Below are 13,919 nucleotides of genomic sequence, written 5' to 3'. Positions count from 1 at the left end.
GATTACGGGGGTTCGTCTGCGTTCAGGACCGGGATTGCCACCACTCGACCAGGGCTGCCTCCGCCTCCTCGCGGGGGAGGGGGCCGCGGTCGAGGCGGAGTTCCTTGAGGAATTTCCAGGCCTTGCCGACGTCGGGGCCGGGCTGGATGCCGAGCAATTCCATGATGGCGTTGCCGTCGAGGTCGGGGCGGACGCGGTCGAGGTCCTCCTGCTCCTGGAGGACGACGATGCGGGCTTCCAGGTCGTCGTAGGTGGAGCGCAGTTGGGCGGCGCGGCGCTTGTTGCGGGTGGTGCAGTCGGCGCGGACGAGTTTGTGCAGGCGGGGGAGGAGTTCGGCGCCGTCGGTGACGTAGCGGCGGACGGCCGAATCGGTCCACTGGCCCTTGCCGTAACCGTGGAAGCGCAGGTGCAGGTAGACCAGGCGCGCGACATCCTCGGTGAACTGCTTCGGATACTTCAAAGCGCGCATGCGCTTTCGCACCATTTTCGCGCCGACCACCTCGTGGTGGTGGAAGCTCACGCCGCCGCCGGGCTCGTTCTTCTTGGTGGGCGGCTTGCCGATGTCGTGCAGCAGGGCGGCCCAGCGCAGCACCAGGTCCGGATCGCCCTCCTCCTGGTCGATGGCCTGGCGCAGTACCGTCAGCGAATGCTCGTAGACGTCCTTGTGCTGGTGGTGCTCGTCGATCTCCAGCTTCATGGCGGGCAGTTCGGGCAGCACCCGCTCCGCCAGGCCGGTCTCGACCATGATGTCGATGCCCTCGGTCGGGTGATCACCGGCGATCAGCTTGTCCAGCTCGGTGTGCACCCGCTCGGCGGTGATGCGGTCGATCTCCGGGGCCATCTCGGCAATGGCGTCGCGCACGCGCGGGGCCAGCCGGAAACCCAGCTGCGAGACGAAACGGGCGCCCCGCAGCATGCGCAGCGGATCGTCCTGGAACGAATCCTGTGGCAGCGCAGGCGTATCGAGCACACCCTCGAGCAGATCCGCCATACCGTTCAGCGGATCCACGAACTCCAGCTCACCGAGTTCGCCGATGCGCACGGCCATGGCATTCACCCGGAAATCGCGGCGCACCAGATCGGCCTCGAGCGTATCGCCGAAGGTGACCTCCGGATTGCGGGAGACGCGGTCGTAATTGTCGGCGCGGAACGTGGTGATCTCCAGCTGCTGACCGTCCTTGGCGGCACTCACCGTGCCGAACGCCAGCCCGCCGGTATCCCACAGATGATCGGCCCAGCCGCGCATCAATTCCTGCACCGCCTCGGGCCGGGCATCGGTGGTGAAATCCAGATCGGTACCCAACCGGCCCAGCACGGCGTCACGCACCGTGCCACCCACCAGATACAGCTCGTGACCGTGCTGGGCGAACAACTCACCCAGCGGGGTCAGAACCTCCGACAGCCGTCCCACGGTGATCGCCGCCGAGGCCAGCAATCGGGTACGACGATCCACGCTGCTTGCTTCCTCGGACTTCGGCGAAACCACGAAATCCGAGCTTAGTGGACTAAGCAAGTCCTTATTATCCCGGCGCTGCTGCGAATCCTGCGGCCCGTATCAAAGGTAACGACTGATTTCGTACCGTCGGGGTAACTCACCGGGTACGGGCCAACTTAGCCAACTACCTGGCCGCCGGCCCGCGATGCGGCGTACCCAGCACCTAACTCCCGGCCAAAGGCGCGGAGAGGCGGAACAGCGTCGCGGGGAGGCGGGATATGCTGGCGCGGTGTCTCCGGCCGATCGCGCGAACAGTCGACGCCGCCAGCCCCGGCGCCGTGGTTCGGCCGGTAGTGCGGCGAAACCTCGCATGCGCACGGTGCGGGAGACCTCTGCCGGTGGGCTGGTTGTGGACGGGTTGGACGGGCCGCGTGAGAAGCGGTGTGCCGCACTGATCGGGCGGACCGATCGGCGTGGGCGATTGCTGTGGTCGCTACCCAAGGGGCATATCGAAGAGGGCGAAACCGCTGAGCAGACCGCTATCCGCGAGGTTGCCGAGGAGACCGGCATCAATGGCAGTGTGGTCGCCGAACTGGGCAGTATCGATTACTGGTTCGTGACCGAGGGCCGGCGGGTACACAAGACGGTGCACCACTATCTGATGCGATTTCTCGACGGCGAACTCTCCGATGCCGATGTCGAAGTCACCAAGGTGGCCTGGGTTCCCTTGAGCGAACTCGATTCCCGGCTCGCCTACGCTGACGAACGCAGGCTGGCGGAGGTCGCGAACCGGCTGATCGACCGGATGGAGAACGGCAGACAATGACGCGTGCGGGGTCTGGGCGTCCTGGGCAAGACACCGCGGCGCTGCACCGCTGGATCCTGTCGTTCGTCGCGGTGGTGGTCGCCGTGCTGACGGTATGTCCGTCCGCTGCGACGGCACAGCCGTCCGGCAGCGGCTCCGGCGCGGCGCCGACCGGACCGAAATTTCTGAAACTGTCCCTGGATTCGGTGACGCCCACGGCGATCACCGCCAGCAGCGACCCCTATTTCGTGGTGTCCGGCACCATCACCAATATCGGTGACCGGCCGGTCGACGATGTCAGTGTGCGCATTCAGCGCGCCGCCGCCGTCACCAACCCGAGCGGCCTGCGGTCGACGCTGCGACTGGACCAGAACAGCTTCGACGTCACCGGCGAATTCCAGGATGTCGCAGACCGTTTGGACACCGGACAGCGAAAGCAGTTCAGCCTCACGGTCGCACTGCGCTCGGCCCCCGAATTGCCCAGCGGGATCTCCTCGATCGACATCACCGCGCCCGGCATCTATCCGCTGCTGCTGAACGTCAACGGCGCGCCCAGCTACGGCGGTCAGGCGCGACTCGACGACGCGCGCTTCCTGCTGCCCGTGCTCGGCGTCCCCATCGCCACCCCGGACCCGATGAAACGCACTGTCACGCCGACGGTTCCGGCCGTCCCGGACGCGCCACCGGTCGCCACCACCATGCTGTGGCCGCTGGCCGACCGGCCGCGCCTGGTCGCCGGTGCGACGGGGTCCGTGCAGGGGTCCGCCATGCTCACCGATGACGATCTGGCGTCCTCGCTCGCCAGCGGGGGGCGGCTCGATCAATTGCTGTCCGCGCTGGAGACCGCGCTCAAACCCGATGGCGGGCACGACCGCAAACTCACCAGTGCGCTGTGCCTGGCCGTCGATCCGGACCTGCTGCTCACCGTCTCCGATATGACGGACGGCTACCGGGTGCTGGCCAGTCCGTCCGATCCGGACGGCACCACCCGGGCCGGCACCGGCGCGCACGCCGCCAAGGCCTGGCTGGACCGGCTGCGCACGCTGGCACCCACCATGTGCGTGGTCGCGCTGCCGTTCGCGCAGGTCGACCCCACCGCGCTGGCCGCCGCCGGGGACGAGACGCTCTCGGACCGAGCCCTCAACGCGCCTGCTGACCTGGTGGATTCGCTGCTGTCGGTGAAATCCGTGCGCGGCGTGGCACTGCCGGACTCCGGAACCCTCGACACCGACGGCGCGGGCCTGCTCGCGCACCACGGCTACACCACCGCCGTGCTCGCCGACAATGCCGTGGCGCCCTCCGACGGGCGCAGCAATATCTCCAGCGCCAAAAGCCCGGGCGGCGCAAGCGAATCGGTGAATCCGGACATGGTGCTCCTGTCGGGGGTCACCCTGCCCACCGTCGGCGGCGATGCCGCGGGCGGCCCCGAAATGCATGCCGCCACCTTCGATATCTGGTCGGCCACCGCACTCGCCGCCATCGGCTCGCATCCGCCGACCCCGCCGTTCACCCCGGACCGAATCCGCTACGACGTCACCAACGACTCCCGCGCGGCCCGGCTGCAGGACGCGCTCGGCGCGGTCGCCTGGACCGCGCTGAACCCGGAGGCCGGACGGCCGCGCTCCGCGGTGCTCATGCCGCCGCAGCAGTGGGGCGCCAACCGGGACGAGGCCACCGCGGTGCTCGGACAGCTCGACCTGCTCTTCCGCAATAATCTGGCCGCACCGCGCTCCTTCACCGAACTGCTGGCGCAGCAACCGGATCCGCAGCCCTACGACCTGGACTATCTGCCCGCCGCCGCGGACGAGGCGGTGCCCGACCACTTCGCCGAACCGGTTCGGCAGCAGGCGCACAACATCACCGAGCTGATGGGCGCCCTGGTCGACCAGCCGCAGCAGGAGCTCACCCCGCGCACCTTCCTCACCCCGCTGCGCGACGACCTCATCCGGGTGCTGACCATGTCGGACCGGCGCGCCGGCGCCGCCGCGGCCGATACCACCGCGCAGCGCCGTCTCGACCAGACCACCCGCACCATCGACGACCTGTTCCATTCGGTGACCGTGCTGCCGCCGGGCGGCGTCTACACCCTCGCCTCCGAACAGAGCCCGCTGCTGCTGGTCGCCCGCAACGATCTGCCGGTCGCCATCCGCATCAAATTCCGCATCGACGCGCCGACCGAGACAAATATCAAAGACATCGGCGAACAACAGCTTCCGGCCAAGGGCACCCGGTCCTTCCAGATCCCGACCGAGGTGTCCGACAGCCGAAACCTGGTGATACCCATCGCCCTTACCACACCCGACGGGACACCGCTCGGCAATGCGGTATCGGTATCCGTGCGGTCCAACGCCTACGGTCGAGTGTTGGCAATAATTACCGCAAGCGCCGGAGCACTGCTGCTCCTGCTGGCGGGTCGCCGGCTCTGGCACCGCTTCCGCGGGCAGTCGGATCCGGCGGACGAAGGCTTCGATCCGGAGAAGCGACGCCGGGTGAACAAGTACCTGCGCGCACGGAAACGCAAGCTGCGAGACGAGAACCAGGAGGCCCGGTGAGCGAGTACGGCGGACCGCGCTCGACCGGCCGACCCGAGGGCACCGACGGGCCGCGCTCCCACGGCGCCGACGGACCGCCCGCACGGGGCACCGAGGGCCCGCACGCACGCCGGGCACCGTCGGCGCCGTGGGAGCGCGGTGCGCCCGCACCGCAGGGGGGACCGCGTCCGGCACCCCAGGGTCCGCGACCCGTGCCGCAAACTCCGCGCCCGGCACCACCGGGTCCGCGTCCGGTACCGCCAGGTCCGCGCAGTGGTGGCTTTCCGCCGGTGCCGCAGGTGAATACGCCCGGAGGGCCCGGCCGTCCACTACCCGGTCAACCGTCCGGTCCGCTGCCGGTGCGGGGACCACGCCCCGGCGAATCCGGGCCCATCATGGCGCGGCCGCCCGCACCCGGACAGCCGCCGCGCCAGCCCCAGCCGCCGCGCCCGGCCGGACCGCCGCGCGGAAACGCCTACGTACCCGAGGAAGACCGCTACCACTGGGGACACGGCAACCCTGATCAGAACCGGGCACCCGGCATCGGGCCGCGGCCCACCCCGCGCGACGGCATGCGCTATCCGGAGTCGAATCCGGTACCGCGGCACTCGCAACCACTGCCCAGGCAGGCGCGCGGCGGACCGACCACACGGGAACAGCGGCAGGTCGAGAAGGCCGAGAACTCGAACGCCCGACTGGTCCGGGACTCCGGATCCATCGCCATCGCGACCCTGGTCAGCCGCATCACCGGCTTCGGTAAACAGCTACTGCTGCTGACCGTGCTCGGACCGGCCATCGCCAGTGCCTTCACCGTCGCCAGCACCATCCCGACCATGATCTCCGAGCTGCTGCTCGGCGCGGTCCTCACCGCCATCGTGGTGCCCACCCTGGTGCGCGCGGAGAAAGAGGACCCCGACGGCGGCAGCGCCTTCGTCCGGCGGCTGTTCACCGCCGCGCTCACCGTGCTCGGCATCGGCACCACTCTGGTCCTGATACTCACGCCCGTCCTGACCACCCACGTCTTCCTCTCGAACGACGGCAAGGTCAATACCGCGCTCACCACCGCACTGACCTTCCTGCTGCTGCCCGCCGTGCTCTTCTACGGCACCTCGGCGCTGCTGATGGCCATCCTGAATACGCACGGGGTGTTCAAACCCGGCGCATGGGCGCCGGTGCTGAACAATCTCGTCGTACTCGCCGTGCTCATCACCTACCGGCTCACACCGGGTGAGATCAGCCTGGATCCCGTCCGCATGGGCAATCCGAAACTGCTGGTCCTCGGCGTCGGCGTGACCGTCGGCGTCGCGGTGCAGGTGATCAGCCTGCTACCCGCCATCCGGCGCGAAGGCATCGACCTGCGACCCCTGTGGGGCGTGGACGCGCGACTCAAGCAGTTCGCGGGCATGGGCGGGGCCATCATCCTGTACGTCCTGATCAGCCAGATCGGCTGGACCTTCGCCACCCGCATCTCCTCACACGTCGATGTCGCCGGTCCCGCCATCTACCAAAATGCCTGGCTGCTACTGCAATTGCCGTACGGCGTGCTCGGCGTGACGCTGCTGACCGCGATCATGCCGCGACTGAGCCGCAATGCCGCCGCCGACGACACACCGGCCGTGGTCGACGATCTCGGCACCGCCACCCGGCTCACCATGATCGCGCTCATCCCGGTCGTCACCTTCCTGACCTTCGCCGGACCGCAGATCGGCCGGGCCCTCTACGGCTACGGGCACTTCGGATCCGGACAGGCCGGGCGGCTCGGCGAGGCCGTCTCCTGGTCGGCCTTCACGCTGATCCCGTACGCGCTGGTGCTGATCCACCTGCGCGTCTTCTACGCCCGCGAACAGGCCTGGACGCCGACCTGGATCATTCTCGGCATCACCAGCGTGAAGATCGCGCTGTCGGCGCTCGCGCCGATGGTCGTCGACGAGCGCCACGTGGTGATCGCGCTCGGTGTCGCCAACGGGCTCGGCTTCGTCTCGGGCGCCGTGATCGGCGGCTGGCTGCTGCATCGCAGCCTCGGCGATCTGCGCATGGCCAATGTCGGGCACACCATCACCCGGGTGGTGGGGGCCTCCCTGGCCGCCGGCGTGGTCATGTGGACCGCCGACAAGGTCATGGGGCTGCACCGGCTTTCGGAGTCGTTCGGCGGTATCGGATCGCTGGTGCGGGTGGCCCTCACCGCGATCATCATGTTCGGTGTCGCCTTCGGCCTCATGCGGCTGGCGGGTATCCCCGAAATCGTCGCCATCACGGTGGCCGTCTCGCGGCGCCTCGGCTTCACGGCTCCCGCACCGGAGATGGATCTCGACGGCGGGCCGATCGACGCGACCACGCTGCTCCCCAAGCCGGATCTGCGCGCCGCGCCGTACTACTACCGGTTCGATCCGTACCTCGACGCGCAGACAATGGTGCTGCCTGTTATCCGACCCGATGCGGTTGACATCACCGGCAAGGGTGAGTTCCCGTACCCTGTTCGGCAGAGAAGCGCAAGCGCCGCATCCGGCGTTCCAGACGACTACAGCAGGCCGGATGAGGGCTCTCGCGCGGCCTCGGACGACGGTGTCTACCAGGCACCGGGTTCGGCCCAGACACATCGGTCTCCGACATACCAGGGCGAAGGAGGAACGAGGGTGAGCGACGACGCGGTGAGCGGCGTCCCGGCCGCCGAATCCACAGCGGCAGCGGGCGGTGGGCTCTCCACGGATGCGCCCCCGACTCCGGACGAAAAGATCGGAAAGCAGAGCGGCAAAGCCGATTCCGCCTACCGATCCACCGGACGTGGCGACCGAGGCGAACCGGACGAACTACCGGACGAAGGTGGCGCAGGCCCCGAAACCGGTGTCTACGAGGCGATCTCGCCTCAGATGCCGCCCATGCGGGTGGAGGCCACCAAGCGCATCCAGCGCGGCCCCAAACTGCTGCCCGGCGCCTCCGTCGCGGGCGGGCGCTACCGGCTGCTCGCCGGCCACGGCGGCGCGCGCGGCCTGAAATTCTGGCAGGCGCTGGACGTGAAGCTCGACCGCGAGGTCGCGCTCACCTTCGTCGACGCCGACCAGCAGGACGCCGAGAACTCCGGACACGATGGGCCCCAGGCGATCCTGTCGCGCACCCTGCGACTCGGGCGGATCAACTCGCCCGGCCTCGCTCGCGTGCTCGACGTGGTCCGCGGATCCTCCGGCGGCATCGTCGTCGCCGAATGGACGCCCGGCCGCTCGCTCAAGGAGATGGCCGATACCGTGCCGTCCCCGATAGGAGCGGCGCGCGCCATCCGGGCGCTCGCGGCGGCGGCCGAACTGGCCCACCGCGGCGGCGGCTCGCTGTCCATCGATCACCCGGATCGGGTGCGCATCAGCGCCTCCGGTGACGCGGTGCTCGCCTTCCCCGGAACCCTCGGCGATTCGGACGCGCAATCGGACGTCCGCGGGCTCGGGGCCATGCTGTACGCGCTCATCACGGCGCACTGGCCGATTCGCGTCGGCGGCGTCACCGGCACCGCGGCGACCATCGGCGGACTGCCGCTGGCCGATTTCGGGCCGGACGGAACTCCGGTGGAGCCCAGGACCATTCGGCCCGAGGTGCCCTTCGAGATCTCCGCGGTCGCGGTGCGCTCGCTGGAATCCAACAAGGGTGTGCGCACCGCCGCCACGGTTCAGCACGTGCTGGAGCAGGCGTCGGTCGTCGACCAGAAGACCGATCTCATTCCGGTGCTCAGACTCGGCCAGCGGCCGCCCTCGGCGCCGGACGAGACCCTCGCCGATCCGGAACTGCTCGCCGCCGAGAAGGAACGCTCGCAGCGAATGATGTGGATCCTGGTCGGGCTCGGCGTGCTGGCCGCGCTGGTGGTCGGCGTCATCATCTGGTGGCTGCTGAGCGTGTTCGCGCCAGGCAGTTCCGAAGCGCCGCTGAACGAGCAGCGCAATATCGGGCTCACCACATCCAGCCCGATACCCACCTCGCCGGGTGCTCCGGCGCCGACCGGCGCCGCGGCGCAGGGTGTTCCGGTACCGGTCACCGGCGCCATGGTGTTCTCGCCCGAGGGCACCCCGGACGGTGTGGGCAGCGTCGGGGCCGTGCTGGACAACAACCCCGTCACGGTGTGGCGGACCGATGCGTACTTCCAGCAGTTCCCCGCCCTCAAGAAGGGGGTGGGGATCATGACGACGCTCGGCAGCCCCAGCAAGCTCACCAAGGTGATCATCGATTCGCCGACACCGGGCACCGTGGTCGAGATCCGCACCTCGCCCACGGCGTCGCCGACGCTCGATCAGACCCAGCTCATCGGGTCGGCGACGCTCGGCAACGGGACCACCGAGATCGCGGTGCAGGCCGACCAGCCTGCCCGCTACGTGCTGGTGTGGATCACCGCGCTGGCGCAGAACGGCGGTCAGTACCAGACCTCTATCGGCGAAGTCCGCTACGAGGCCGCACCGTAGTTCCGAGGCCGTGCCGTGATCTCCGGCCTCGGAACTGGGTGTCCGGTTCGCCCGAAAAAGCCCGCTAGCTGCGCTTTTATTGCGCAAACCATTGCTGCCGAATCGTTATCTTCGTTATGATCTTGCGTACTCTCTGCTGGTTTCAGGAGTTGCAGGTTCAGGAGTTGCATTGTCAACTGCGAAGAATTACGAGGTAGCGACCGAGCCGACCACTCGGCCCACAGCGACGGCTGTCCGGACCCGGAAACCCCGGGTCGCCGAGGCCACCGATCGCGATCTCCTAGCCGCCCACGCCACCGGCGAGCGGCACGCCTTCGCCGAACTATTACGGCGCCATCGCGATCACCTCTGGCAGACCGCCCTGCGCGCGTCCTACACGCCCGAGGACGCCGCCGACTCGCTGCAGGACGCCCTGCTGTCCGTCCATCGCGGCGCGGGCGCCTTCCGCGGCGATGCCGAGGTCCGCAGCTGGTTGCACCGCATTGTGGTGAACGCGTGTCTCGATCGCATCCGTCGCAACAAACTGCGGTGCACGGTACCGTTACCGGACGAGTCGTTGCTCGAACCCCTTTATGCCCGCGACGATTTCGCGAGCCTGGAGGCAAGTCTTGTCATCGACGCAGCATTGTTCACGCTGCCCGCCGAACAGCGCACCGCACTCGTCGCCGTGGAGCTCGAAGGACTGTCGATCGCGGAAGCCGCAGCGCTGCTCGGAGTTCCGGCCGGAACCATCAAGAGCCGGTGCGCCCGCGGCCGGCGACGACTCGAAGAACATCTGCACGCGATGAACACCTGAATCCGCCGCGAAGCACGCAGGATAGCGGGAACCGGATCGCACTCCGGTGCGTCAAAAACTAAGACAGGTCTGCGAATTCCCATATCGGGTCCGATCTGGAGGGGCGATGAACGAGGACTACGCAGGAGGACCGGTGGCAGCGGGGACGATTCCCCGGCCGCCCTATTCCTCCGAGCTGCTCGCCGATCTGCACGCCGGGAACGTCCCGGCGGATCTGTCCGCCCAGCTGTGGACGCAGGTCCGCCGCGATCCGGACGCCATGCGCTACCTGCGCTCGCTCGATCAGGTGAACAACCGCCTGCGCGACCTCGGCCGCGACGAGCACATCGCGCACCCCATGCCCACCGCCATCACCGCACGCCTGGAACGAATGATCGACAATCTCGCCGCCACCGACCTCGACACCGGCGATCGAGTGGCCACCGTGCACCGCCTCCCGGTGCCCCGCCAATCCACCCATCCCGCACCGCCTTCCACCGCACCCATGCCGGTATTGAACGGTTCGGCCATCTTCGACACCGGGCGGCTGGACCCCCGCGAACTCGACGACCTCGTGCCCGAGGAGCCCGCCGAGTCGGAGTTCGATCTCCCGCCCGGGCCCGCCCCGGCGACCGAACGGTTCTCCAATCGGCTGCGCTGGCTCACCGCGGCCGCGGCCACCGCCGCCATCACGGCGGGCGCCGTGGTGGCCATGGACGCGGTACAGGGCCACCACGGGACGCCCGCCGCCGCCCAACCCGCCGGCGCGGTCCCGCTGGCGGCGGACCTTCCTTCCACTGTGGTACTTGCCGCCATGGGCCACCACGACATCAGTGGGCCGCTCGCCGCCGGCACCGCGCTATCGAGCTGTCTCGGGGCCGCCGGCCTCAACCGCTCGGTCCTCGGGTCGCGTAGCGTCGTCTACGGCGGCAAACAGGCCGTACTCGTACTGCTCGCGGGCCCGCACGCGCCGCAGATCACAGCCGCCGTGCTCGACAACGGCTGCGGACCGGGGAACCCGCAGGTACTGGCCAGCACCGATATCGGCTGACGGCCGGCCGCAGCTCCCATTCACACCTGTGGATGGGGGCGCCATCGCCTACCCCCGGCCCCCGGGAACAACAGCGTTTACGCTGTGGTTGACCGACATGCCTGTTTCACGTGCCTGTTTCACAACTGCCTCGGAGGACCCTTTGAGTACCGCTGTTCGCGACCTGATCATCGTCGGTTCCGGACCGGCCGGATACACCGCGGCTGTGTACGCGGCGCGTGCGGAACTCCAGCCGATCCTCTTCGAAGGCACCCAGTTCGGCGGCGCCCTCATGACCACCACCGAGGTCGAGAACTTCCCCGGCTTCCGCGGCGGCATCATGGGCCCGGATCTGATGGAGGAGATGCGCGAGCAGGCCAAGCGTTTCGGCACGGACATCCGCACCGAAGATGTGGACGAGCTCGACCTGTCCGGTCCGATCAAGAAGGTCACCGTCGGCGATGACGTGTTCGAGGCCTACGCCGTGATCCTCGCCATGGGTTCGGCGGCCCGCTACCTGAACATCCCCGGTGAGCAGGAACTACTCGGCCGCGGCGTCAGCGCCTGCGCGACCTGCGACGGCTTCTTCTTCAAGGGCCAGGACATCGTGGTGGTCGGCGGCGGCGACTCGGCCATGGAGGAGGCCACCTTCCTCACCAAGTTCGCCTCCAGCGTCACCATCATCCACCGCCGCGAAGAGTTCCGGGCTTCCCGCATCATGCTGGAGCGGGCCAAGGCCAACGAGAAGATCCGCTTCCTGCTGAACTCCGAAGTGACTGCGGTGCACGGTGATTCGGCTGTCACCAGCCTGAGCATTCGGGACACCCGCACCGGCGAGACCTCAGAGCTGCCCGCCACCGGCCTGTTCGTCGCCATCGGCCACGACCCGCGCAGCGAACTGGTGCGCGGCCAGGTCGACCTGGACGGCGAGGGCTATGTCCAGGTCGACGGCCAGTCCACCTACACCTCGCTGCCCGGCGTCTTCGCCGCCGGCGACCTCGTAGATCACACCTACCGGCAGGCCATCACCGCCGCCGGAACCGGTTGCCGCGCGGCCATCGACGCCGAGCGCTGGCTCGCGGACCAGGGCGACATCACCAGCAACACACTTGATCACGCCGGTCACTCGGTGGAATCGAACACCGCGGTCATCAGTAACTAGAAGGAGTCACCATGTCGGACGCCAAGACCACCGCCACGAAGACCGTCACCGACGCCACCTTCGCCCAGGACGTGCTGGCCAGCGACAAGCCCGTCCTGGTCGACTTCTGGGCCACCTGGTGCGGCCCGTGCAAGATGGTCGCCCCGGTGCTCGAGGAGATCGCCGCCACCCACTCCGACAGCCTGACCATCGCCAAGGTCGACGCGGACGCGAATCCGGAGGCCTCGAAGGACTACGGCATTCTGTCGTTGCCTACCATGGTGCTGTTCCAAGGGGGCAAGGAGATCAAGCGGATCGTCGGCGCAAAGGGCAAAGCGGCCCTTCTGCGCGAACTCGAGGGTGTTATCTGACGACGCGCCGTACGATGCCTGCACTCGACAGTTGCCGAAATCCGGTCCGGGTCTGAGACAATCGACCGACGCTCCGGTCGTGCAAAGGTGTGAATCTTTGCACGAGTGGGTACCCGGGTTGGCGGAAGGAAAGGGCTCTTACGCATGCACCGACTTCGTCACGGCGATACTGGACCAGCCGTAGCTGAGGTTCGGAGCACCCTCGCAAGTCTCGGATTCCTGCACTCCCACCTGAATGCCGAGCACGGCAACGGGAATGGCGAGTACTGGAAGAACGTAGAAGTCGTCTTCGACCACGACCTCGACTCCGCGGTCCGCGGCTTTCAGCAGCATCGCGGCCTGCTCGTCGACGGCGTGGTCGGACCGGCTACGTACCGGGCCCTCAAGGAAGCCTCCTACCGGCTCGGCGCCCGCACGCTGATCTATCAGCTGTCGGCGCCGCTGTACGGCGACGATGTCGCCACCCTGCAGCGCCGTCTGCAGGACCTCGGTTTCTATGTCGGCCGGGTGGACGGATTCTTCGGGCCGCATACGCACGAGGGGCTCACCTCCTTCCAGCGCGAGATCGGCCTGGCCGGTGACGGCATCTGCGGTCCGGACACGCTCCGGTCCCTGGAATTGCTGGGAGCCCGTGTCACAGGCGGTAATCCGCATCGCATCGCCGAGGAAGAAGTGGTGCACCGGGCCGGGCCGCAGCTCACCGGTAAGCGCATCGTCATCGATCCGGGCCTGGGCGGACCCGATAAGGGCGCACCGGTGCCCAGCGAATTCGGCGACGTGTACGAATCGGAGATCCTCTGGGATCTGGCCAGCCGGCTCGAGGGCCGCATGGCCGCCACCGGTATGGAGACGTTCCTGTCCCGGCCGTGGGGCGCGAACCCCTCCGATGCCGAAAGAGCCGAGACCTCCAATACTTTCGACGCTGATCTGATGATCTCGCTGCGCTGCGCGGGCAATCCGAGCACCTCGGCCAGCGGTGTGGCGAGCTTCCACTTCGGCAATTCGCACGGGTCCACCTCGATGATCGGGCAGGTGCTCGCCGGTTTCATCCAGCGCGAGATCGTCGCCCGGACCTCACTGCAGGACTGCCGCACCCACGCCCGCACCTGGGATCTGCTGCGCCTGACCAAGATGCCGACCGTGCAGGTCGATATCGGCTATCTGACAAGCGATTACGATTCGACGGTGCTCACCAATCCGCGCATGCGGGATGTGATCGCCGAGGCCATCCTCATCTCGGTGAAGCGGCTGTACCTGCTCGGCCAGGACGACCAGCCGACCGGTACGTACACCTTCGCCGAACTGCTCGCCGAGGAAATGGCCGCGGCCGAGCGCATCTGAGCCCTGCTTCGAACCGAAAAACCCCGTCCTCCCGAATTACCCGGGACGACGGGG

9 protein-coding genes are annotated in these 13,919 nt (G+C 68.2%); 8 read left to right on the top strand and 1 reads right to left on the bottom strand.

Annotated features, from left to right (window positions below; genetic code table 11):
• Positions 1–22: 22 nt before the first annotated feature.
• On the bottom strand, positions 23–1,486 hold the full coding sequence (locus tag OG716_RS31590; protein WP_405134122.1) for a CCA tRNA nucleotidyltransferase: 1,464 nt from the start codon (positions 1,484–1,486) through the stop codon (positions 23–25).
• A gap of 154 nt (positions 1,487–1,640) precedes the next feature.
• Here OG716_RS31590 and OG716_RS31585 point away from each other — a divergent pair, with 154 nt between their 5' ends.
• The 8 genes from OG716_RS31585 (at position 1,641) to OG716_RS31550 (ending at position 13,865) form a co-directional block, all read left to right on the top strand.
• Positions 1,641–2,261, top strand: a complete 621-nt coding sequence (locus OG716_RS31585; protein ID WP_405134121.1) for an NUDIX hydrolase — start codon at positions 1,641–1,643, stop codon at positions 2,259–2,261.
• On the top strand, positions 2,258–4,792 hold the full coding sequence (locus OG716_RS31580) for a DUF6049 family protein (protein WP_405134120.1): 2,535 nt from the start codon (positions 2,258–2,260) through the stop codon (positions 4,790–4,792). The genes OG716_RS31585 and OG716_RS31580 overlap by 4 nt, the downstream gene beginning before the upstream one ends.
• A 551-nt stretch (positions 4,793–5,343) precedes the next feature.
• Positions 5,344–9,207 (top strand): murein biosynthesis integral membrane protein MurJ, encoded by a 3,864-nt coding sequence (gene murJ / locus OG716_RS31575; protein WP_405140036.1) that lies wholly within the window; start codon positions 5,344–5,346, stop codon positions 9,205–9,207.
• A gap of 169 nt (positions 9,208–9,376) precedes the next feature.
• Complete coding sequence (gene sigM / locus OG716_RS31570) at positions 9,377–10,003, top strand: RNA polymerase sigma factor SigM (protein ID WP_355125310.1); 627 nt, start codon at positions 9,377–9,379, stop codon at positions 10,001–10,003.
• 106 nt (positions 10,004–10,109) lie between these two features.
• Positions 10,110–11,033, top strand: a complete 924-nt coding sequence (locus OG716_RS31565; RefSeq protein WP_405134119.1) for a hypothetical protein — start codon at positions 10,110–10,112, stop codon at positions 11,031–11,033.
• A 142-nt stretch (positions 11,034–11,175) separates the two neighbouring features.
• Complete coding sequence (gene trxB / locus OG716_RS31560; protein ID WP_405134118.1) at positions 11,176–12,174, top strand: thioredoxin-disulfide reductase; 999 nt, start codon at positions 11,176–11,178, stop codon at positions 12,172–12,174.
• 11 nt (positions 12,175–12,185) lie between these two features.
• The gene (trxA, locus tag OG716_RS31555) at positions 12,186–12,524 is read left to right on the top strand and encodes a thioredoxin (protein ID WP_355125316.1); all 339 of its coding nucleotides are present in this window, start codon (positions 12,186–12,188) and stop codon (positions 12,522–12,524) included.
• A 144-nt stretch (positions 12,525–12,668) separates the two neighbouring features.
• Positions 12,669–13,865: an N-acetylmuramoyl-L-alanine amidase gene (locus tag OG716_RS31550; protein WP_327142948.1), complete on the top strand. Its 1,197-nt coding sequence runs from the start codon at positions 12,669–12,671 to the stop codon at positions 13,863–13,865.
• The last annotated feature ends 54 nt before the right edge of the window (positions 13,866–13,919 follow it).

The organism is Nocardia sp. NBC_01388, assembly GCF_045040085.1.
GTDB lineage: Bacteria > Actinomycetota > Actinomycetes > Mycobacteriales > Mycobacteriaceae > Nocardia.
The sequence above is the reverse complement of the archived record's forward strand: the minus strand, read 5'-3'. Positions and strand labels throughout refer to the sequence as shown.

Coding starts and splice junctions, on each gene's coding strand:
- OG716_RS31585 (WP_405134121.1), top strand. CDS start 1,641: ATGCGGCGTACCCAGCACCTAACTCCCGGCCAAAGGCGCGGAGAGGCG.
- OG716_RS31580 (WP_405134120.1), top strand. CDS start 2,258: ATGACGCGTGCGGGGTCTGGGCGTCCTGGGCAAGACACCGCGGCGCTG.
- murJ (WP_405140036.1), top strand. CDS start 5,344: ATGCGCTATCCGGAGTCGAATCCGGTACCGCGGCACTCGCAACCACTG.
- OG716_RS31565 (WP_405134119.1), top strand. CDS start 10,110: ATGAACGAGGACTACGCAGGAGGACCGGTGGCAGCGGGGACGATTCCC.
- trxA (WP_355125316.1), top strand. CDS start 12,186: ATGTCGGACGCCAAGACCACCGCCACGAAGACCGTCACCGACGCCACC.
- OG716_RS31550 (WP_327142948.1), top strand. CDS start 12,669: ATGCACCGACTTCGTCACGGCGATACTGGACCAGCCGTAGCTGAGGTT.